Source organism: Hymenobacter sp. UYAg731, assembly GCF_054061335.1.
Window position 1 is genome coordinate 322,984 of sequence record NZ_JBSSEC010000005.1, and the last position, 22,003, is coordinate 344,986.

At 60.5% G+C, this 22,003-nt stretch carries 17 protein-coding genes and 1 tRNA gene; 13 read left to right on the forward strand and 5 right to left on the reverse strand.

What is annotated here, in order from left to right:
- Positions 1–147: 147 nt before the first annotated feature.
- Entirely contained in the window at positions 148–723 is a 576-nt protein-coding gene (locus tag ACVWYF_RS17260) for a DUF6799 domain-containing protein (RefSeq protein ID WP_457070269.1), read from the forward strand.
- 22 nt (positions 724–745) lie between these two features.
- On the opposite strand, the gene ACVWYF_RS17265 is transcribed toward ACVWYF_RS17260, so the two are convergent.
- From ACVWYF_RS17265 to ACVWYF_RS17275, 3 genes are all read right to left on the reverse strand, one after another.
- Positions 746–1,750 (reverse strand): enolase C-terminal domain-like protein, encoded by a 1,005-nt coding sequence (locus ACVWYF_RS17265; RefSeq protein ID WP_457070271.1) that lies wholly within the window; start codon positions 1,748–1,750, stop codon positions 746–748.
- Positions 1,751–1,892: 142 nt separating this feature from the next.
- Positions 1,893–3,179, reverse strand: coding sequence for a hypothetical protein (locus tag ACVWYF_RS17270; RefSeq protein WP_457070273.1), 1,287 nt, complete (start codon positions 3,177–3,179; stop codon positions 1,893–1,895).
- A gap of 66 nt (positions 3,180–3,245) precedes the next feature.
- The gene (locus ACVWYF_RS17275) at positions 3,246–5,474 is read right to left on the reverse strand and encodes a peptidase domain-containing ABC transporter (RefSeq protein ID WP_457070275.1); all 2,229 of its coding nucleotides are present in this window, start codon (positions 5,472–5,474) and stop codon (positions 3,246–3,248) included.
- A 552-nt stretch (positions 5,475–6,026) separates the two neighbouring features.
- Here ACVWYF_RS17275 and ACVWYF_RS17280 point away from each other — a divergent pair.
- The 4 genes from ACVWYF_RS17280 to ACVWYF_RS17295 all read left to right on the forward strand — a co-directional run bounded on the left by ACVWYF_RS17280 (position 6,027) and on the right by ACVWYF_RS17295 (position 11,427).
- Positions 6,027–7,409 carry a dicarboxylate/amino acid:cation symporter gene (locus tag ACVWYF_RS17280; protein ID WP_457070277.1) on the forward strand — a complete coding sequence of 461 codons (1,383 nt, stop codon included), beginning with the start codon at positions 6,027–6,029 and terminating at the stop codon, positions 7,407–7,409.
- A 221-nt stretch (positions 7,410–7,630) separates the two neighbouring features.
- Entirely contained in the window at positions 7,631–8,290 is a 660-nt protein-coding gene (locus ACVWYF_RS17285) for a hypothetical protein (protein ID WP_457070279.1), read from the forward strand.
- Between the two features lie 110 nt (positions 8,291–8,400).
- Positions 8,401–8,982 (forward strand): hypothetical protein, encoded by a 582-nt coding sequence (locus tag ACVWYF_RS17290; RefSeq protein WP_457070281.1) that lies wholly within the window; start codon positions 8,401–8,403, stop codon positions 8,980–8,982.
- Between the two features lie 75 nt (positions 8,983–9,057).
- Positions 9,058–11,427 carry a GAF domain-containing protein gene (locus ACVWYF_RS17295; RefSeq protein WP_457070283.1) on the forward strand — a complete coding sequence of 790 codons (2,370 nt, stop codon included), beginning with the start codon at positions 9,058–9,060 and terminating at the stop codon, positions 11,425–11,427.
- Between the two features lie 38 nt (positions 11,428–11,465).
- Here ACVWYF_RS17295 and ACVWYF_RS17300 read toward each other — a convergent pair whose 3' ends face one another.
- Entirely contained in the window at positions 11,466–12,158 is a 693-nt protein-coding gene (locus ACVWYF_RS17300; protein ID WP_457070285.1) for a phosphatase PAP2 family protein, read from the reverse strand.
- 93 nt (positions 12,159–12,251) lie between these two features.
- Positions 12,252–12,333, reverse strand: a tRNA-Leu gene (locus ACVWYF_RS17305).
- A 191-nt stretch (positions 12,334–12,524) separates the two neighbouring features.
- Between ACVWYF_RS17305 and ACVWYF_RS17310 the strand changes: the two genes are divergently transcribed.
- The 8 genes from ACVWYF_RS17310 to ACVWYF_RS17345 all read left to right on the forward strand — a co-directional run bounded on the left by ACVWYF_RS17310 (position 12,525) and on the right by ACVWYF_RS17345 (position 21,891).
- Positions 12,525–13,226 (forward strand): class I SAM-dependent methyltransferase, encoded by a 702-nt coding sequence (locus ACVWYF_RS17310; RefSeq protein ID WP_457070287.1) that lies wholly within the window; start codon positions 12,525–12,527, stop codon positions 13,224–13,226.
- Between the two features lie 163 nt (positions 13,227–13,389).
- Positions 13,390–15,438, forward strand: coding sequence for a M61 family metallopeptidase (locus ACVWYF_RS17315; RefSeq protein ID WP_457070289.1), 2,049 nt, complete (start codon positions 13,390–13,392; stop codon positions 15,436–15,438).
- A 205-nt stretch (positions 15,439–15,643) separates the two neighbouring features.
- Entirely contained in the window at positions 15,644–16,339 is a 696-nt protein-coding gene (locus ACVWYF_RS17320; protein ID WP_457070291.1) for a hypothetical protein, read from the forward strand.
- A gap of 85 nt (positions 16,340–16,424) precedes the next feature.
- Complete coding sequence (locus ACVWYF_RS17325; RefSeq protein ID WP_457070293.1) at positions 16,425–17,420, forward strand: hypothetical protein; 996 nt, start codon at positions 16,425–16,427, stop codon at positions 17,418–17,420.
- 86 nt (positions 17,421–17,506) lie between these two features.
- Complete coding sequence (locus ACVWYF_RS17330) at positions 17,507–18,511, forward strand: hypothetical protein (RefSeq protein WP_457070295.1); 1,005 nt, start codon at positions 17,507–17,509, stop codon at positions 18,509–18,511.
- A gap of 160 nt (positions 18,512–18,671) precedes the next feature.
- Complete coding sequence (locus tag ACVWYF_RS17335) at positions 18,672–19,685, forward strand: MBL fold metallo-hydrolase (protein ID WP_457070297.1); 1,014 nt, start codon at positions 18,672–18,674, stop codon at positions 19,683–19,685.
- Between the two features lie 112 nt (positions 19,686–19,797).
- The gene (locus ACVWYF_RS17340; protein WP_457070299.1) at positions 19,798–21,303 is read left to right on the forward strand and encodes a sodium:solute symporter; all 1,506 of its coding nucleotides are present in this window, start codon (positions 19,798–19,800) and stop codon (positions 21,301–21,303) included.
- Positions 21,304–21,399: 96 nt separating this feature from the next.
- Positions 21,400–21,891: an energy transducer TonB gene (locus ACVWYF_RS17345; protein WP_457070301.1), complete on the forward strand. Its 492-nt coding sequence runs from the start codon at positions 21,400–21,402 to the stop codon at positions 21,889–21,891.
- Positions 21,892–22,003 lie beyond the last annotated feature (112 nt).

Sequence of the window (22,003 nt, forward strand, 5' to 3'; positions counted from 1 at the left end):
GGAATCGGATGCAAATATAATGTACATACATTTAATGTCACAACATCGTTCTTCTTTTTTTCAAAAATTTTTGTCCCCCTCCCCTCCCGCCCTACCGCCGGGGCTTAAAATCCGTATCCCCGCACATTCACCATTCCCTCTATTGCCATGAATCGTTTCTTCCTGCTTCTTTTCGCTGCCGGCTGCCTGGCCACCGCTCCACGCCTGGCCGCTGCTCAGGCCGGTGGCTTCCCGGTGCAAACCACCAGCCGCACCCAGTTTGTGATGACCAATGGCGAAGTGGTGCGCCGCGAAGGAACCCAGACCCTGCCCCTCACCCAGAACGTGAAGCTGGCCGGCGGGGTGAAAATCAACTACAAAAACGGCATCGTGGAAATGCCCGCCGATAAGATTAGCCCCCAGGGCAAGAAAATAACCCTGCACGAAGGCGATTACGTGAAGCCCGATGGCGGCATTGTTTTCGCCACCCCCGCCAGCGCCGCCGCCGCCCGGGGCGAGGGCACGCCGCCCGCCACGCCGCCCGGCACCAAGTACGAACCCTACGTGCAGCACGGCCCCGGCTTCTCCGACCCCGCCATGCAGGTGTCGTTGCTCAATAAAAAGATTGAGCTGCTAAACCAGAAAATCCAGGTGCTCAGCCAAGGCCAGCCCACCACGCCCAGCACCAAAGCCATCGATGACCAGCTCACGCAACTCGATGCCCAGTTGAATGGTCCTAAATAAGTAGCACAGAAGGGGCCGGGGGCTACGCGGGTCGCAGCAACCCGGCCTGTTCCTGCACCAGACCAAACGGCTCATCCTTGATAATCAAAAAACCATCGAGGTCCAGCACGTCGGCCAGGGCACTGATTTGGAGGGCCGCCGCGATGCCCACGCTGGTTTCTACCATACAGCCGAGCATGGGCAGCAGGCCGTGGGCGCGGGTGCGGCGCAGCAGGTCGATGCCACGCCGGAAGCCGCCGGCCTTCATCAGCTTCACGTTCACGCCGTGAAATTGCTGGGAGATGTCGGCAAAGTCGGCCGCGTCGGTCACCGACTCGTCGGCAATGAGCGGTACGCTGCTGCGGGGGCGCAGGTGGCGGTAGTCGTCGGCCAGGGCGGCGGGCAGGGGCTGCTCCAGCAGCTTCAGGTGCAGGCCGGGCACGGCGACGGCTGCTTCCAGAAAGCGCAGTACGCTGTCGGCATCGGGCCAGGTTTCGTTGCCGTCTACCAGCAGGGCGTGGCCGGGCAGGGCGCGGGCTACTTCGCGCAGCAAATCAAGGCCTTCGGCCTGGTTTACTTTGATTTTCAACAACTTAAAGCGGGCCGCATCCTGCTCTTGCAGAAAGCCAGCCACAGCTCCCGGCTCCATAATGGGCAAAGAAAAGGCCGTGGGCACGGCGGCAGCGGGCGGCGGCACGCCCAGCCACTGCCACACCGGCTGCCCGGCGCAGGCGGCCAGCCACTGCACCAATGCGGATTCGAGGGCAAAGCTCAGGGCGTGCGCCACGGGCTGAGCGGCCAGCAACACATCAAGCTCAGAAAGGGAATGGACTTCGGCCAAGCCAGTGCCCAGCAGGTTGGCAAATTGTTGTTGGAGCAACTCGGGCGACTCGCCGTAACGCACATTAGGCGCGGCCTCGCCGGTGCCCTGCTGGCCGAGGCCGGCTACGCGCACCAGCAGGTTGGTTTTGGTGGTGGAGGCGTTGCGCGAGATTTTCCAGGTGTAGCGCAACAGCAACTGGAGCGGCTGGATGGACCAGATGGGCATGAGCGAAAAGGCAAGGTAGCCGCTGACCCTCATCAGCGGCCACCAAATGTAAGCCCTGTGCTGACTAGCCGACAGGGAAAGTGCTCAGCTCGTCCTGTTTCAGCTTGGCAGTTGCTGATAGGAACCCACGGCTGGTTGGCTGCTATTTCAAACTGTTCAGACTGAGTCGGATTTGGTAAAGAATACGCTCCAAAAGCCGGGTATCTTCGGTGAGAATGTCGGCCTGGGCGCTGATGCGGTTGCGGAACACAATTTTTTTGCCGTAGGTAGTCAGCAGGCCACGGGGCAGTGCCACCTTGGCGAAGAAGCCGTTGCGGGCCGTGGGAATTTCCGACAAATAAGCCACGCGGCCTTCCACCAACCCAAACTCGTTGAAGGGGTAGCCATCGAGCTTTATGAGCACGGCCTGGCCCACTTTCACTTTGCCCAGGTTTTGTTGCGGCACCTGCATCTCGCCGTAGTACGACACTGACGGCCGGCTGATGAAAAACACTTCTTGGTCGGCGCGCACCAACTGACTGGCCTCCAGCACGCCCGAGAAATTCACGCGGCCGGTTTCGGGCGCTACCAGCACGTAGCGGGCCTTCCACTCGTCTACGGCACTACGCAGGGTATTGAGGCTCTGCACGTAGGTATCAGCCTGCTCCTGCTCGGTTTTGGCCAGGTCCAGCAGCTCCTGCTCCTTGGCCCGCTGGTGCGTCAGGTTGTCGAGCCGAATGGCCTCGCCCTGCTTCAGCGGCAATTGCTTGGCCAACTCGCGGCTCTGCTCGCGCCGGAAGTCCGATGCCGCGATTACGCCCTTGCCCGCCAACTTTTGCTGCACCAGCATTTCCTGGTGGGCCAACTGCCAGTCGCGCTCATACAGCCCGTTTTGCTGCGCCAGGTTTTGTTGCCCCAGGCCCAGCGTGGCCAGCTCGGCGCGCAGGAGCCGTTCTTTCTTGGCGAAAAACCCGCCAGCCCGCAAGTTGTACAGCTGCGCGTGGGCTTGGGCAAATACTTGGTACTTGGCCTGCAGCTCGCCAAGTTTGGCGGGGAAATAGGTGGGGCGACGCAGGTGTTGGGTGCGGCTGGCCACGGCACCGGTTCGCGCCAGCGAATCGAGGTAAGTGCCCAAGTGCAGCACTTGCGCGTTATCGGCTGGGTTTTCCAGCAGGGCCAGCATCTGGCCCTTGCGCACGGGGGTTTGGTCCTGCACCAGCACGGCCGTGAGGCGGCTGGTAGCGCGAGCCAGTACCGGCTTGGGGGCATTCACCGCGTTCAGGGCCAGGCGGCAGCGTACCACGGTGGGGTATTTCACCAGCCAGCTCAGCAGCAGCAGCATCGCCAGCAGCAGCAGAAACAGGCCCGTACCCAGGCGTACAAACCAATGGGGCTGCGCGGTGATAATGTCGTCAAGCTCTTCGGAATGCGAGATAATGGGAGCGGCCATAAAAAAAAGTGGGAAAGGCAGTGGGTAATGGCGGGGCGACTGGTGGGCGCTGAGCTAGGCCATAGCCTAGGCATCCAGTTCCAGCTGGTTTTTCACGAGGGCAAAGTATTGGCCTTGCAGCGCCACCAGGTCCTCGTGCGTGCCTTGCTCCACGATGCGGCCCTGCTGCATCACCACAATGTTGTCGGCATGCCGCACGGTACTCAGGCGGTGGGCCACCACCACCACTGTGCGCTCGGCCAAAAACTCGTCCATATTGCGCAGAATGGCGCTTTCGTTGGTGGTATCGAGGGCATTGGTGGCCTCGTCGAGAAACAGGAAGGCGGGGTCTTTGTACACGGCCCGCGCAATGAGCAGGCGCTGCCGCTGCCCCTGGCTCATGCCGTTGCCATCCATGCCAATTTTGGTGTTCAGGCCCAGGGGCAGGGCCTCCACGAAATCGGCAATGCTGGCCACATGCAGCGCGTGCAGCAGCCGCTCTACGTCCGGGTGCTCATCGCCTAAGGCAATGTTGCGGGCAATGGTATCCGAGAAGATAAAGCCATCCTGCATCACCACGCCGCAGGCACCGCGCCAAGCGTGCTGGCTCACGCGGTCCAGCGCGGCGTGGCCCACCTGAATGCGCCCACTCGTAGGGGGGTAAAACCGGAGCAACAACTTGAGCAGCGTAGTTTTGCCGCTGCCGCTGGCCCCTACCACCGCCGTAGTTTTGCCGGCCGGAATGTGCAGTGTAATATCGTGCAGCACGGGCGTCGCCGCCTCACCCGGATAGGCAAAGCTCACATTGGTGAGGGTGAGGGCATGGTTGGCCGGCAGGGTGGGCGTGCTCAGGTCGGAGGCTAATTCCTCGTCGTCAAGCTGCTGAATCTGATTCAGGCGCTCCAGACTGAACTGCGCGTCCTGCCACGTTTCCAAGAACAGAATAATCTGGTCCATGGGCTTATTTAGCTGCCCCAGAATATACTGCACGGTAATCATCGAGCCCAGCGTCAGGTGCCCGTCAATCACGGCTTTAGCGGCCAAAAACGTAATGAGAATGTTCTTCCCTTCGTTCAGAAATACGGCCCCGGCCTTCTGGTATTGCTTCACCGCCAGGCCCTGGTAGTTCAGCTTGAAAAGAGATACTTGAATTTGCTCCCAATCCCAGCGCCGTTGCCGCTCCGAATTGGAAAGCTTCACATCCTGCACGCCCTGAATAAGTTGCACAATAGCCCCTTGGTTGCGCGACTCGGCCCTGAAGCGCTGCACGTTGATGCGCCGCCGGGTGTGCCGAAAAAGCAGCACCCAGAACACGTAGGCCACCGTGCCAACGGCAAACACATAGAATATAGTGGTGTCATACAGGCACAGTACGAGCCCGAAAATGATGATGTTTATCGTCGAAAAAACGGCTTGCAGCGACGTACTGGTTAGAAATAGCTCAATCCGCTCGTGGTCCTTGAACCGCTGCATGATGTCGCCGAACGGGGTCGTGTCGAAGTACGAAATGGGTAGGCGCAGCAGCTTGGACAAAAAGCCCGACAGAATCAGGACGTTGACCCGGGAGCTGATGTGCAGCAAAATCCAGCCCCGAATGAAATCAACGATGTTTTGACTGGTAAACAACGTGACCTGGGCAATAAGAATCAGGTACACGAAATTCAGGTTGTGCGTATTCACCCCGATATCGACTACCGACTGAGCCAGGAAGGGCAAAAACAGCTGTAAGCCGCTGCCCACCACCAAGCCCAGCAGCAGTTGCACCAGCAAGCGCTTGTATTTGAGCAAGTAGGCGAAAGCTTCCCGCAAGCCAGCCTGCTGGCCCGGCTCAGCATCGGTGCGGTCGAGGTAGAACTCGGGCGTAGGTTCCAGCAGCAGCACCGCCCCCCGGTCGGGGGCCTCGGGGTTGGCTCCGAGCCAGCCAGCGGCAAACTCTTCGTAGCTGTAAGTGAGCAGGCCCTTAGTAGGCACGGCCACTTTCACCGAAGGCCGGGCGTGCCGCGTGCCCCGAAAAAACCGACGCTTCTGAAAGCCGTGTACCACTACCAGGTGCCCATCGTCCCAGGTTACTACGCAGGGCAGGGTGGCCTCCGTCGAGAGCTGCGCGAAACTTAGGCGCACCCCCGAAGCCTGAAAGCCAATGCGTTCCGCCGTGTGGCTGATATCGAGCAGCGACCCGGTGCTGCGGCCGGTGTGGCCCTTGGCCCGCAACGCCTGCAAGCTGTACGAGCGGCCATAGAACTTGGCAATCATTCGCAGACAAGCCGGGCCACAATCCGTTGATTCGACAGTTTTGCTAAAAGTAATTGTTGGCAAAGTGGGGTAGATTAAATGAATACTGTGGAATGACTAGTCGGAAGCAGAAACAACAGGCAACCTTTAAGCAGTTTGAAAAATCAATACATTATTAACCAGCATATTGCAAGCTCGTTGACGCTATTGACTGCCACTGTGCGGCAGTCCATGCCAAGGCCATCGGGCAATAATCCTTGTGCGTTGGATAGCAGTGAAAACATGACTGTAAAAAGAAAATGAATAACTTTTTCCCAGTATTATAATTTGGCAAATCTAGGGGATATTTCTGTAATATTACTTAATTCTTACCTTGATATTATTTAATTATTGCAATTTCATGGGTGGCCTTTGGCTCATGCCTGTGGCAGGCACACCTTTACTTTTCAACAGTGCAGGCCAGGCCGCACTGCTTCGCAACTGATTAATAAGTTGATGAGAACCATAATTTACCCGCGAAAGCAAACGAAAAACGCACGCAACCGCCTGCCTCCCGGTTACCAGTAATTGGTGTCGCTGGCCGGATAATGCCGTTCTTTATGGCCTCATTCGGCCCCACCGGCTTATTCAAGTTGCATGATTAAATCTCGTTTACCCCTCGCTGCCCTGGTTTTTTGGCTGATTGCCGGCCTCCTCACCTTTCTGGTTGCCAAAAATCTGGTAGCGCTGCCCCCCGAAACGGCGGTAGCCGCCCGGTGGCTGGCGCTCCTGCTCACGGCCGCCGCCGTGGCTCCCCGCCGCTCCCTCACCCTCTGGATTGTCTTTAGCATGCTGGTCGGCATCGAGTTGGGCCACGATGCGCCCGGCGTAGCCATGAACCTCAAAGTACTGAGCGACGCTTTCTTACGCTTGGTAAAAACCATCATCGCGCCGCTGGTTTTCGCTACGCTGGTGGTGGGCATTGCTGGCCACGCCGACCTCAAGCAAGTGGGCCGCATGGGCCTCAAAGCGCTGGTTTACTTTGAAGTCGTCACCACGTTTGCCCTCTTCATCGGCTTGGCCGCCATCAATTTAACCAAAGCCGGTGTGGGCATCAGCCAGGTCGGGGTAAAGGAAGAAGCCCTCACCGCCGCCGCGCCCCAGACGGCCGCCGACATCATCCTGCACATCTTCCCCGAGAACATTGCCAAATCCGTGGCCGAAGGGCAGGTGCTACAGGTGGTTATTTTCGCCATCATCTTCGCTATCGGCCTGGCCCTCACGCCGGAGCGCCCGCGCCGCGTGATGCTGGAGTTCTGCGAAAGCCTGTCGGAAGTCATGTTCAAGTTCACCAATGTGGTGATGTATTTCGCGCCGCTGGGCGTGGGTGGGGCCCTGGCCTACACGGTGGGCAAAATGGGTTTCGCCCCGCTGCTCAATGCCTTACAGCTGCTGCTCACGCTCTACGGCGCGCTCATCGCCTTCGTGCTGCTGGTGCTGCTGCCGGTGGCCCTGATAGCCCGCCTGCCAATCCGCCGCTTCGTGGCCGCCGTGGCCGAGCCGGTCAGCATCGCCTTCGCCACCACGTCGAGCGAAGCGGCCCTGCCCCGGGCCATGGAAGCCATGGAAAGCATTGGGGTGCCGCGCCGCATTGTGGCATTCGTAATGCCCACGGGCTATTCCTTTAACCTCGACGGTACTACGCTGTATCTTTCCTTGGCGGCGGTATTTGTGGCTCAGGCTGCGGGCGTACCCCTCACCTTCGGCCAGCAGCTGCTCATGGTGTTCACCCTGATGCTTACCAGCAAGGGCGTGGCCGGCGTGCCCCGCGCCTCGCTGGTCATTCTGCTGGCCACGGTGGCCTCGTTCAACCTGCCGGCCTGGCCGGTGTTCATAATCCTGGGCATTGATGCGCTGATGGATATGGCCCGCACGGCCGTAAACGTGCTCGGCAACTGCCTGGCGTCGGCCGTCGTAGCCCGTTGGGAAGGGGAATTTGTGGACGGTTACCAGGGACCCGACCCGGCCGCAATTTCATAATAGAACTTTTTCAATAATAGCCAAGTTGAATAGTCAGCTTTACCGGTTAATTTACGCCTTTTAATGGTTATTTTGAGCCTTTTACCGAACGGATGCCAATTGGTTGATGTAAATCATCTAATTTTACGTCATCCTTTTGCATGCAATTGCTACTGGTTTTACAAAGGTATTTTTTCGTTTTAATATTTGGTTTTTACGATATAAACTTCTACCTTAATCCTATGAAAATCGTTCGTCCTCTCGCATTACTGGCCCTTTCGCCGATGCTGCTGCTGGCTCCGGCTTGCGTATCGGTCAAGTCCATGATGAAAGGCACGCCGTCGGCGGCCATTTCCAAACGCCTGCCCCCACTGGAAATTCTGGCCGACCAAGGCCCGCTGGCGATGAACGATGGTGCGCTGCCCGAGGACCCGCTGAAATTATTTCAACAGGAGTGCCGCGTGAACCTCACCGAGCCCACCGACTCGGCCACGTATGGCTACGCCAAGCTGATAGTGAAGAAGGTGCGGACCCTGCGCACCGGCCGCGCCGTGCAGGGCCTTCAGGTGCTCACGTTCATGATTCCCGCCGTGGTGGGCGTGCCGCTGGAATGGTACAAGACCACGCTGCAGGCTGAAGTGCAGGTGAGCGACGCCGCCGGCAACCTGCTGGGCTCGTACCTCGGCACGGGCACTTCCGAAGTGAAGGTGGCTATGTACCACGGCTACTCGCAGACGACGGCCCCCCGCCTGGCCGATGTGATTGCCCTGCGCAGCGCCATGGCCCAGATTCGGCCCCAGCTCGACACCGCCACCACCCGCCTGCGCCCCCTGCTGATGGCCGGCGGCACCGTGGAAAATCCCACGCTGCCAGCCTCGTCGGTGGTAACGGGTAGCCGCTAAGCCGGTACTGACCCGCGTTTTTTCGCTCTGACTAACACTGACGGCCCGTAGTGCCCCACCTCCCGGTTCCGGGCAATGGGGGCGCTACGGGCCTTATCTTTGGGCTCGCCATGACTTACTTCCTGTCCTCCCGGTTTTCTGCCATCCTGCTTTTGGGCCTCGGGCTGCTGCTGCCCGGCTGCTGCGCCAACAACGTGTGCGACTGCCCCGGCGAAGCCCAGCAGGATACCATTAAGCTGGTTTTTTCGGAGAAAGACTTTGCTACTACCGCCGATATGGCTGACCTCGACACCATTGTGCTTCAGCGTTATCCGTTGGTAATCATCCCGGCCAGCGGCACCAATCCGGGCACCAAGCCCGAAACCGTGACGCTGATTCGCTCAGCGGCCCAGGCCTACGACACGATTTTCATCAACAACAGCACGCCATTCCCCCAAGTGAGCACGGGTAAGCTCGACCAATACCAGTATTATGTGCGCTACTATCCGGCGCTCCCGGCCCCGCGCCGGAAGAGCCCGGCGTTTGCGTTGGTTATTGATAAAGTAGCCCTCCAGGGAAACCTGGATGGCAACGGCTGCTGCACCTGCTACACCAATACGCAGAAGGGCATCACTACGCGCAAGGACAGCACGGCCACCACGGTTCTGACTGCCAATCTCAAGGAGGTGCCCGCCTTTATCATCCACAAATAAGCCCGCCGGGCCCTTGCTTACGTATAGCCACCGCCGCGCTGCAACGTTTGGCGGGGCATTCCTGTTTTAGTCCCTATGGCTGCTGAACCTACTCTTACGGCGGCTCCGGCGGTGCCCGCTGCACCCCGTCCGGCCACCGCGCCCGCTGTTTTCCCGTTTCGGTCGACGCTCAGCCTGGAGCCGTTGATTGCCTACTGGCACGAGCGCGAAAGCGCCAGCAATGCCGGGGTGGCCCTGCTGGCAAAGGCTATTGGCGAGCAGGTGGCCGAGGCGGGGTGGAGCCGGGGCCTTCTCACCGATTATTCGGTGCTGGAATGCAACTGCGACCTCGTGGAAACGCTAATGCTGGCCGTGTTCCCGCCGGCCTCGTTCGGCACCGACATCAGCGGCGTGGTCGCGCCGTTTCAGCGGCGCAGCTTCTACTCCACGCGCCTGTTTGAGGATATAATGCTGAACAAGGACCGCACGGTGAAGCAGCCGCTCAACATCGACATGGCGGCCATGGAGCGGCAGATGGGGCTCATGGCCTACCACCTGATACTGCACCGCCTGTACGGGGCCGAAATGCCGAGCCTGGGCACCATCGTGTTCACCGTGCCCGACTACAAAATCGGGCTGTACCGGCATTACGGGGTCGATTTTAACTCCGATTTTGTGACGGTGAAAGTGGTGGGCGAACTGCCCGTGCTGCTGCCCGAACAGATTGAATTTCTGATTCATAATCGCCACCGGCCGGAATACTGGCACGAGTTATTGCCGCCCGAACACTTCGAGCTGGAAGGATTCAACCTGTTGCAGCTGGTGGATATTACCGACCAGGAAATTCTGTCGGAGCTGAAATACGACCTGCTGGAGCGCGACGTACTGCAAACCCCGGCCCGTTTCGAGCAGATTCAGGAGAAGCTGCGGGTGCTGTTTGCGCAACCGGCTTTGCAGCTGGGCATTGCGGCTTATGACGAGAAAAAGCGGGCTTTCGTGGATTTTGGGCGCAAAATCAACCACAGCTTCCTCACCAAGCAGGTGCAGCACCAGTCGGCCGATGGCAGCTTCCGGCAGATTTATGAGCGGCTGCTGCGGGAGCGGGAACCATTGGTGCTCAAAGATGTAGCCACCGCCGATATTCCGCACGACTTGCGCCATCAGATTATTACGCTGGGCATTAAGTCGGCCATTCTGGCGCTGCTGCCCTATGGCAACGACACGGTGGGCCTGCTGGAACTGGGCACGCCCGACGTGAACGGCCTCGATGAGTTCGACATGGACAAGGTGGCGCAGTTCGTGCCCCTGTTTGCGGTGGCGGTGAAGCGCAACGCCGAGGACCTGCAATCCCGTATTCAGGCCGTGATTCAGGAGAAATTCACGGCCATTCACCCCACCATGGAATGGCGCTTTGCCGACGCGGCCCGCAACCTGCTCACCCAGCTCGATGCCGGCAATCGCACGGCCGAGATGGAGGCCATCGTATTTGAGGACGTGTACCCGCTGCACGGCTCCTGCGATATCCGGGGTAGCAGCACGGTGCGCAACGAGGCCATTCAGGGCGACCTCATCGAGCATCTTACCCTGGCCAATAAAGTCCTGAAAAAGGCCTCCGAATGCCAGCAGCTACCCATTCTGGACGAGCTGAAATTCTACGTCACCAAGAACTTGAAGCGGTTGCGCGACGGCTTGCTTTCTGGCGACGAGGCCAATATTTACGACTCGCTGAAGCGCGAGGTGGAGCCGCTATTTGAATATTTGGCCACGCACACGCCCGAGCTGCGCCCCGTTATCACCAGCTACTGGAGCAATATCGACCCCAAACTCGGCATCCTCTACAAGCGCCGCCAGGACTTTGAAATCAGCGTGACTACGCTCAACGACGCCGTGAGCGACTACCTCGACGAGGAGGAAGAGAAGGCACAGCTGATGTTCCCGCATTACTTCCAGCGGTACAAAACCGATGGCGTGGAGTTCAACATCTACGTGGGTAGCACGCTGGTGCAGGACAAGCCGTTTGACTTGGTTTTCCTCAAAAACCTGCGTCTCTGGCAGTTGCTCACGATGGTGGAAATCACGCGCCGCACCCATGCGCTGAAGGCCACCCTGCCCGTACCGCTGGACACGACGCAGCTTATTCTCATTCATGGCCAGCCGCTTAGCATTCGGTTTCGGCAGGATGAGCGGCAGTTCGACGTGGACGGGGCCTACAACATTCGCTACGAAATCATCAAGAAGCGGATTGACAAAGCCACCGTGCTGGGCACGGGCGAGCGCCTGACTCAGCCCGGCATCCTGGCCCTGGTGTACGCCCAAACCCGGGAGGCCGTGGAATACTACGAGTACATCGACTACCTCCAGGACCGGGGCTTGCTGGAGCCCGGGGTGGAAGAGTTGGAGTTGGAAGAATTGCAGGGCGTAAAAGGCTTGCTGGCCCTGCGGGTGCGGGTGCGGCTGGCCGAATAACGCTTGTAGAACGCCTTTTTAGGCAGGAAGAAGGCGCGTCAGGCCGACGCACTTTCTTCCTGCATCACGGCTTCTTCTTCGCGCCAGAACAACTTCAGACCGGCCCGGAAAACTACCAGCCACGCCGCGCCGCCGGCGAAGCCCGCCAGCACGTCGGTGGCGTAGTGCGCATGCAGATACACCCGCGTAAGGCCAATCAGCCCCGCCCACAGCAGCAGCGGCACTACCCAGCCGGGCCGCTTGAAATGCCGCGCCAACAGCCACGCCAAGCACCCGTAAAACGTGAAGCCCAGCATGGCGTGGCCGCTGGGGAAGCTCAGCCCAAACGTGTGGAGCAGGGCATCGGCGGGCCGGGGGCGGTTGAAATACAGCTTGAGCAACTGGTTGAGCAGCACGCTGCCGGCCATGGCCAGCAGCATTTCCCAGGCCCCGCGCGGGTGGCCGGCCCGGCGTATCAGCCACGGCGCGATGATGCTGGCCGGCAGCAGAAACGGCAGCGCCGCGAAAAACGTGACCACCCGCACCGGCCCGGTCAGGCCCGGGTGCGCCAGCCGCCAGCCATCCACAATGCCCGAGGCCCAGCTGTCGAGCGCCACCGAATGATGCACGAACACTACCCGCGTCAGATAAAAAAACACCGCAAATGCCACGATGAACAGCGCCAGCCCGAACAGCATTTCGACGGTGAGCAGGCCGGCCAAGGCCAGCAAGCGGGAGGTAAACCGGTTCATAGCGGGCAAAAGGCCGGTGAATGGAATGGCCGGCAACTGCTTTCAGTACGATAAATAAAAAAAGCCAGCCCGGTGGGGCTGGCTTTTAAAACGTGCGCTCGGGGAGACTCGAACTCCCACACCTTGCGGAACTGCCGCCTGAAGACAGCGCGTCTACCAATTTCGCCACAAGCGCAAGCTGGGCTAAAAAACCACTCTTCCCGAAGGAGGAATGGCTTTTTGGTGCTGCAAAGATACAGCGCTAGTTTACCGCTACGCAACACATAGGCCGTTTTTTTCAGTTGAGCCGAGGAGTCAAACGGCACCGGCAATTGTTTTTCAGTTACTTGCCAGCCTAATTTTTTTTCCCGCAATCGTTATTTTCTGATGGCCTCACCCCCAACGGCTCCTTATTCTGCCCCCGCCGCCGCCGAAAAGCTGGTTGGCTTTGACCGGGCTGCCTGGTTTTACGATGCGCTGGCGGGCTTGGTGTTCGGGTCGTCGCAGCAGGCCGCCCAGCGGGAGGCGCTGGGCGGCCTGCCGGGCGGTGCCCCGCACGTCCTCATCCTGGGCGGGGGCACGGGCTGGGTGCTGGGCGAAGTGTTGCGGCGGGTGCCGGCGGCCACGGTGCTGTACCTGGAGGCATCGCCCAGGATGCTGGCCCGCGCCCGCGCCCGGCTGGCGCACGAGTTTCCGCAGGCGGCAGAGCAGGTTGAGTTCCGGCACGGCACCCAGGCGGCCCTGCAACCAAGTGAGCAGTTCGGGGCCATCATTACTTTTTTCGTGCTGGACTGCATTCCCTCAGCCGACCTCGGGGCAGCTTTGGCGCAACTGCGCGCGGCCCAATGCCATGGGGCACCGTGGCTGGTGGCTGATTTTTGGCCGGCGCGACGCGGCTGGCGGTACTGGCTGCTCCAGCTTATGTATCTGTTTTTCCGCTTCACTACCGGGCTCCGCGCCCGGCAGATGCCCGACCTGCGCACAGCCTTGGGCCGGCTGGGACTGGCGGCCGGGCACCCGCAGCTTTTTTTTGGCGGAGCGATGGAAGCCCTGATTTTTACGGAAAACCCGGCTACGGCCCAACCTTGATATTTGCTAACACTGTTTCGCGTAGTTGAAACATGATTTTATCATTACCGGGACCCTTTCTCTCAGTGATTACCCTTATTTTATTGTAAATTTTCTGCAACTTTGTATTCCAAATCTTTCGCCACTTTCTATTGCATTACTTGTTTCCTTATTATTTCTGCCCATGAAACACACCGTCGCTACTGCTATCTTATTTTCTTTGGGACTGGGCGCTTTTCAGGTGCAGGCGCAGGTAAAACCCGCCCCGGGCAAACCCCTGCCGGCCAAGGCCGTGCCAATGGCGGCCAGGCCCGCCGTGGCCAAACCGGCTCTTGCTAAACCAGTACCGGCCAAGCCGGCCCCGGTCAGTGCCGCGCCCGTAGCGCCGGCCCCGGCACCAGTCGCGGTGCCGGCCCCGGTGCCAGTGCAGGCCAAGGCAGATACCGGCCCGGCGGTGCGCTACACCATGTCGTTTCCCAACGCGGTACACCACGAGGCCAAGGTGACGGCCACGTTTGCGGGGCTGACCGGTGGCGGGCCACTGCACGTACGCATGGCGCGCAGCTCGCCTGGCCGCTACGCCATCCATGATTTTGCCCGGAATGTGTACTACGTGGTGGCCACGGACGGGGCCAACCACCCCCTGGCCCTGAACCGGCCCGACCCCTACGGCTGGGACGTGATGCCCGCCGCCGATGGCACCGTCATTTTCAGCTACACGCTGTACGGCGACCAGACGGATGGCACCAACGTGGGCATCGACCAGCAGCATGCCCACCTCAACCTGCCGGCCGCCCTGTGCTACGCCAGCGGGCTGGAAGGCCGCGCCGCCGAAATCAAGTTCGACCTGCCCGCCACCTGGAAAGTGGCCTCACAGCTGCGCCAGGGCGCTGATAAGGCGGTGTACACGGCTCCCAACATGCAGTACCTGATGGATAGCCCGGTATCGCTGGGCGCGCAGCAGGTGCTGTCGTGGCAGGAAGGCGACCAAACCATCGAACTGGCCACACTGTACATGGGTCCGACATCGGAAATTGACGCCTACGCCAAGAAAATCCAGAAGGTGGTGAAGGAGGAGAAAGCCATTTTTGGCGAATTACCCACCTTCGATTTCTCCCGCTACACCTTCGTGGCCGACTACCTGACCCAGGCCAAAGGCGACGGCATGGAGCACCGCAACTCCACTTCCGTGACCAGCCCGCGCACGCTGAAAGACGAGGACGCGACCAAGAACCTGGGCACCGTGGCCCACGAGTTTTTTCACGCCTGGAACGTGGAGCGCCTGCGTCCGAAAGACTTGGAACCCTTTGATTTCCAGCGCGTCAACATGAGTGACAACCTCTGGTTTGCCGAAGGCTTCACGCAGTATTACGGCCGCTTGGCCCTGCGCCGCGCCAAGCTGATTGAGGACGAGGAGTTTTACGACGACATCAGCCGCTGGGTAAATCTGCGCCAGAACAGCCCCGGCGCACGCTACGCCTCGGCCATTGATATGAGCCGCCAGGCCGCCTACACCGACGGGGCGGGCGGCAGCGCGCCGATGAACCTGGTAAACACCAACTTATCGTACTACGACCAGGGCGCGGGCATCGCGCTGGTACTCGACTTGCAGCTGCGCCAGCACCACCGCTCTTCGCTCGACAAGTTTATGCAGGCCATGTGGCAGCAGTACGGCAAAAAGCAGAGCGGCTACGCCCCCACCAACCCTTACACTACCCGCGACCTGCAGCGGGTGCTGGGCGAGGTGAGCAAGGACACTGTATTTGCCGACCGCTTCTTCCGGCAGTACGTGTATGGCCGCGAGCAGCCGCGCTTCAGCGAAAACCTGCTGGTGGCTGGCCTGGCCGTGATTCCGACCCGCGCCCTGGGCGCGGCCCTGCCCAGCCAGGTAGACTTTGACGAGGAGGGCCGCTGCCTGGTGGCCTATAACACCCAGATTGGCTCGGGCCTGTACAAGGCCGGCATCGACCGGGGCGACCAGCTGGTTGTGCTTGACGGCCAGACTATCAAAAGCTCCGGCGACCTCGACGGCGTGCTACACAAGCACTCGCCCAGCGACGTGGTATTTGTGAAAGTGAAAACCCGGGGCGGCGTGGAGCGCACCACCCAGCTCATCCTCGCCGAAGACCCCAACGTGCAGGTGAAACCCGTGGAATCGGTGGAGAAAATGGTGCTCTCGCCCGCTCAAAAAGTGCTGCGTGAGGCGTGGCTGGCCAGCCAGGCGTCCAACTAGGCAACGTCTATTACAGCATGGCCCCGGCGGGCCGGCGTCGCGTGGAGCGGCCCGGCCCGCCGGGGCTTTTTGCTGCGCGGTGGTTGGGGCCAGTTGATTGGCTAATATCTTTACCTTTGAACGGTTGGTGACAGTTTCTACGCCGTTCAAGCAGCTCCCGCATGCCAGCCATATCCTTTCCCTCACGCTTACTTTCTGTTTCGCCATGGCAATTTTCGATAAGCTCGCCAACGCTGCCAAGGACTTTTTCATTGAGCCTGAGGAGGGGGCAGCCGCTCCCACCACCCCGCCTACCGCGCAGTACGGGGCCGCCGCCCAGCCAGTAGCCGCGCCCATTGCCTCTACTGCAACACCGGCCGCCGCCCCGGCTCCCGGCCAGGCCGAGCAACGCCACCTTGACCACATTGCGGGCCTGCTGGCAGGCGATGGCAAGGACTTCGCGGCCTACGTGAAGATGGTGAAAAGCATGGCCGCCGCCGGCCTGAGCGGCCCCATGCTCTACCAAACCGCCTTCAACGCCTTCGCGGCCGTGAATGGCGGCACCGTGCCGGCCCTGCTGGCCTCGGCCACGCAGTTTGAACAAACGCTGGCCGACGACCGCGCAAAAGTGCTGGCCCGCCACCGCGAGAAAATGGGCGAAGGCGCGGCTCCCGGGGCCGCGCCCGGCCCGGTGGCGCTGCTGATGGTGCAGGAAAAAAAGCTGGCTGCCGACCTCGCCGACCTCACCCGCCAGCTACAGGCCAAGCAACAGCAGCTCCAGCAAACCCAGCAGCAGCTGGGCGAGGAACGCCAGAAAACCCAGACCGCGCTGGCCTCTTATGAGCTGGCCAATGCCGCCGCGATGGCCGACCTGCAAACCCATCACAAAGCCGCCGAAACGTTTCTGAACGCGGCTAAATAAGCTCGTGGCTACGCTTGTGCCTATTCCTTTGCAAGCACCAGATGAAGGGTATGCTACACTTTCCACTCTTTAATTTTTCTGCAAAATGAATACTCCGTTACTTGGCCCGCCCTCGCCCGCCGACGGCCTGCCGTCCTGGCAAAAACCCGAGAAAGGTGCCGCCTGGGTCTTTGTGGCCGGGCTGGCTGGGCTGGGTGTGTATTACTGGGGCAAAATCCTGCCCTTTCTCGTCGATATCGTTTTTAATACCGTGAAGCTGGGCGTGGGGCTGGGAGTACTGTTCGTGCTGTTTCTGCTGGCGACGAATAAGCGGATTCAGACCGGGCTGTGGTACCTGGGGCAGCGCATTTTCCGCACGGCCGCCAGCATTTTTGTCAATACAGACCCCATAGGAATTATGGAGGACTATATTTCGAACACCGAGAAGGAAGCCCGCAATATGGACGCCGAAGTAGGCCACATCGAAGGCGCGAATGAGCTGGTGAAGCGCAAGATGGAAGCCAACACGGCCCAGATGAAAGAGTACCTGGCCCTGGCCGCCTCGGCTACCCGCCAGGGCGAAAAGGACAGCGCCGACAGCTACGCCAGCCGCGCCGCCCAGCTCGAAGACTACAACCGCCGCCTGCAACCCATGGCCACTACCACGGCCAACGTGAGCCTGGTGATGCGCCAGATTCTGAAAGCCGCCCTGCGCCAGATTGATAACAGCAAGTTCAAAGTCAACCTGTTGAAGGACGAATACGCGCTGGTGAAACGTACCAGTTCGGGCATGCGCGCCGCCATGAACATCCTGCGTGGCGACCCCGACAAAAAGTATTTCTTCGACCTGGCCACCGACCGCGTAGCGGAGGACATGGCCCAGCAGCTGGGCCAGATTAAGCAGGCCATGCGCTACTCGCAGGAGTTCGTGAAGGAGATGGACATTCAGAACGGGGTGATGAGCGAAAAGGGCCAACACTTGCTTGACCAGTACCAGAAAGGCGAATTCAACGCCATTATGAACAACGAGTCGCCCGTGCCAATGACGGCCGCCACCACCCGCCAGGCCACTAACGACGCCTACGGCAAGCTGCTCGACTAGTATCTGTCGCTCCGACATGCCAAACTCGCGGCGCGTAACATTGCTCCGGCAAAACCCCTCTCTCACCCACCTTAACTGCAACCACCATGCGGCTCACCTTCGCCAGCAAGGCCATTATCGCGGCCATCATCCTCATCGGCCTATACTTCGGTATCCGCCGCTTCACGGCCACCAATCCGGAGTTGGCCCGTGTGGGCCAGGCCACGCCCGGCACGCCGGTGCCAGTCGATACCATCGTTCATAATAACGGCTCCGAAACACCCGCAACGGCTGCTGGTACCCGGCCGGCCTTCTCCTACGACGCGCCCGCGCCCGTCAACGGCAAGCTGAAGGGCGTGGTGGAGCTGGGAGCCAGCGGCTTCAACTCCTTCATCGTGCGCATCGACCAAAACCGCACCTGGAAGCTCGAAAAAGCGGATTTCGGCAACAGCCTGGTGATGGAGAATATGGCCACCGACGACGATATTCGGCGAGGCCTGAAAACGTATATTGGCCAAATGCTGGACTTTGGCGTGAACGGGCGCGACATCCATTTCGTGGTGAGCTCGGGGGCGCTGAAGGCCGAGGGCACGGGCAAAATCGTGAAAGTGCTGAAGGACCTGCATTACGTGGTTAACACCGTGACGCCCGAGAAGGAAGGCGTGCTGGGCCTGCGCTCGGTGCTGCCGTCCTCGTTCGCCGACCGCGCCTTCGTGGCCGATATTGGCTCGGGCAACACCAAGATTTCGTGGCTTGATGGCAACCAGCCTAAATCGGTGGAAACCTTCGGGGCCAAATACTTCGAGAAAGGCACCGCCGATGCCGCCGTGGCGGCCGAAGTAAAGCAGAAAGCCACCCAGGTGCCAGCCGATTTGCGGGCCACCTGCTTCATCATCGGCGGCGTGCCGTTTGAGATGGCCAAGAAGGTTCGCAAGGGCAAGGAGCGCTACACCGTGCTCGACGCGCCCAGCGCCTACCAACTCGACAACGCCAAGTCGAAAGCTGGCCTGAACATCTACAAATCCATCGCCGATGCTACCGGCTGCCAGCAGTTCGTGTTTGACTGGGATGCCAACTTCACCATCGGCTACCTGCTGACGCTGCCGAAGTAATAGCGCAGTTCATCAATTTGAAAGCGCTCCATCGGTCATCGGTGGGGCGTTTTGCGTGTAGGGACTGGGGTAAGCCCTACCGGGTACGACCCCGCTCCTACCAAAACACTTGGGCCTCCCACTCGTTTCTTTGTCTCCGCAAGCATCCTAGACCCCAAAAATGGCCCAACGCATTTCTTACCTCCGCAACGAGGCCCTGCCTACCGTGCGGCCCGGCTACCCCGGCAACAAGCTGTTCGGGCGCGAATTCGCTAACGGCGAGGAGCTATTCGAGCCCAGTTTTGCCACGGTACTGAAGTGGCAGCTCGCCACCAACCCGCAGAAGGAAGAGAAGAAGCGCGACACCTGGGCTCCGGAAGTGATGGACTGCGCGGCCGCGTTTTCCTCCACCGATGACATGTTGGTGTGGCTGGGCCACTCCTGCTTTCTGCTGCGGGTGGCGGGCGTGTCGCTGCTCTTCGACCCCGTGCTGTTTTCGTCGCTTGGCCTGCGGCACCGCCACCCCCTGCCCTGCCCGCCCGAAGCCATCCGCAGCATCGACTACCTACTGCTCTCGCACGGCCACCGCGACCATCTCGACGAGAAATCCATCAAATTATTGGCAGCCCAGAACCCGCAGATGCGGGTGCTGTCGTCGTTACGCATGGCCCCGCTGCTGCGCGGCATGGTGCCCGGCCTGCCGGTGCAGGAAGCCGGCTGGTGGCAGCAGTACGACCTCGGCCCCGCTTCGCCCCTCGAAATCACCTACCTGCCCGCTGCCCACTGGCACCGCCGCGGCCTGGCCGACCTGAACCAGGTGCTCTGGGGAAGCTTCATGATTCGGGTGCAGGACAAGCTGATTTATTTCGCCGGCGATACGGCCTACGCCGAGCATTTCGAGGCCATCGAGACTCGCTTTGGCCCCATTGATATCGCCCTGATGCCCATCGGGGCCTACAAGCCGGCCTACATGATGGCCAAAAGCCACGTCAACCCCCACGAAGCCGCCAAAGCCGCCAACGTGCTGCGCGCCGGCCACGTCGTGCCCATGCACTACGGCACCTTCGCCCTGGCCGACGAGCCCGCCTCCGAGCCCCTGCGCCAAATCAGGGAAGTGGCGGCCGGCGGCATGTTGCGCGGCGAGTTGCATGCCCCCGCCGTGGGCGAGGTGCTACGCTGGCAGGACTGGGAATAGGTTTTCAGGGTAGGTGGGTAAGAGGGCATGAGTTATTCTAACGACCTTTGCCCCCAATCTACTTTCCCAACTTCTTACCCTCCTACCCACATACCCTCCTTCCCCAGCATACATGTCGCCAACTTTAGTTCTGAGCCTGGTTGCGGGCTACTTCGTCGTCCTCATCATTATTGCCATGCTCACGTCGCGGGGCGCAACCAGCGAAAGCTTCTTCGTGGCCAACCGCAACGCACCCTGGTACATGGTGGCGTTTGCCATGATTGGCACCTCGCTGTCGGGCGTCACCTTCATCTCGGTGCCGGGCAACGTGTACGGCAAAAGCTGGAGCTACCTGGCCGTGGCGCTGGGCTTCGTGGCGGGTTACGTGGTCATCGGCACCGTGCTGCTGCCACTCTACTACCGGCTGCGGCTGGTGAGTATTTACTCGTATCTGGAGCAGCGCTTTGGCTATTGGAGTTACAAAACCGGGGCCTTGTTCTTTTTGATTTCCAGGTCTTTGGGCTCGGCCCTGCGGCTGTACCTGGTGGCGGGCGTGCTGCAATTGGCGGTGTTCGATGCGATGGGCGTGCCATTTGCCGTCACGGTGGTGGTCAGCATCCTGTTCATCTACCTCTACACCTTCAAGGGCGGCTTGAAAACCATTCTCTGGACCGATACCTTCCAGACCCTGGCCATGCTCAGCTGCGTGGCCCTGAGCATCTACTTCATGTCGGATGCGCTGAATTATTCCTTCAAGCAACTTGTCCATTCGGTGCGCGAGAGCCCGATGTCACAGGTGTATTTCTCCGATTTCCGGGACGATAAATTCTTCTGGAAGCAATTTGCCTCGGGCATGTTCATCACCATCGTAATGACCGGCCTTGACCAGGACCTGATGCAGAAAAACCTGAGCTGCCGCAGCCTCGGCGAGGCCCAGAAGAACCTGTTCTGGTTCACGCCCGTCATCGTCTGCGTCAACATCCTGTTCCTCACGCTGGGCGTGCTCATGTACCAGTACGCCGCCGCCCGGGGCCTCAAGCTCACCGAGCTACCCCAGCTGCTCAACCTCAAAGGCACCCTCGACACCGACAAGGTTTTCCCTTTCCTGGCCACCACGCAGTTCTCGCTCACGGCCGGCATCATCTTCATCCTAGGCATCATCGCCGTGACGTATGCTTCGGCCGATTCGGCCCTGACTTCGCTCACCACCTCGTTTTGCATCGACTTTCTCGATATCAAACAATATTCCGAGGCGCAGCAGACGCGGGTGCGGCAACTCACGCACCTGGGCTGGTCGGTGGTGCTCATCGTCATCATCCTCATCTTCCGCGTCCTCAACGAGCAGAGTTTGATTGATGCCGTGTACAAGGCGGCAGGATTCACCTACGGGCCACTTTTGGGACTGTTTGCCTTCGGCATTCTAACCCAGCGCCAGCTGCGCGACCGGCTGGTTCTGCCCACCTGCGTGGCGGCCGTCAGCCTCACGCTGCTCATCGTGTCGCACTCCGTGGAGTGGCTGAACGGCTACAAGTTCGGCTTCGAAATCCTGCTGCTGAACGGGGCTTTGGTGTACCTGGGCCTACTGCTCATCTCGCGCCCCGCCGATGCGGCCGTAGCCCCGGCGAACCTGGCGGCGTAGTCCGGGGTTGAGGTATTTCGGGGCCCGATTCGTCTACCGCTCCACCGACAGGCCGCGCCTGCGCGCATCCGGCCCCGTCTTTGCATTTCGTCGCTTATGAAGATTTTATTCGTTCCCCTCGCGCTGCTGGCCGGCTTTGCCGCCCACGCCCAAACGCCTGCCCCGGCCACCGGCCAGACCATCATCCTGAAGCCCGGCCAGATGCAGGTGCAGCGCAACCCCGCCGCCAACCGCCCCGACCGGGCCCCCGTGTATCCCGGCGGCGAGCAGGCCATGGGCCTGTTCTTCCTTGAGCACATCAACTACCCCGCCGCTGCCAAGGCCGCTGGTACCACTGGCAAGGTGCTGGTGAATGCCACCGTGAACGAGGACGGCAGCACCAGCAACCCGGTAGTGGCCGAGTCGCTCTCGCCCGAGTGCGACGCCGAGGCGCTGCGCGTGGTGGGGATGCTTTCGGGCTGGCAGCCGGCTATGCGACGCGGCCGTCCGTTGCCGGTGCTCGTGCAGCTGCCCGTGCCCTTCGGAGCGGCCGGCGTGATGCACGTAGAGCAGGTGAAACGCCAGCCGGTGCATGGGAAACGCCAGTAGAGCCGCCTACTTGCGTTTTGGCGTCCGCACCGCATGGCTGGTACCGTTCAACGACAGACGCAAATAGGCGGCTCTACGCTTCACCCGCGCCTCATGCCCGGCGGCCGAAATT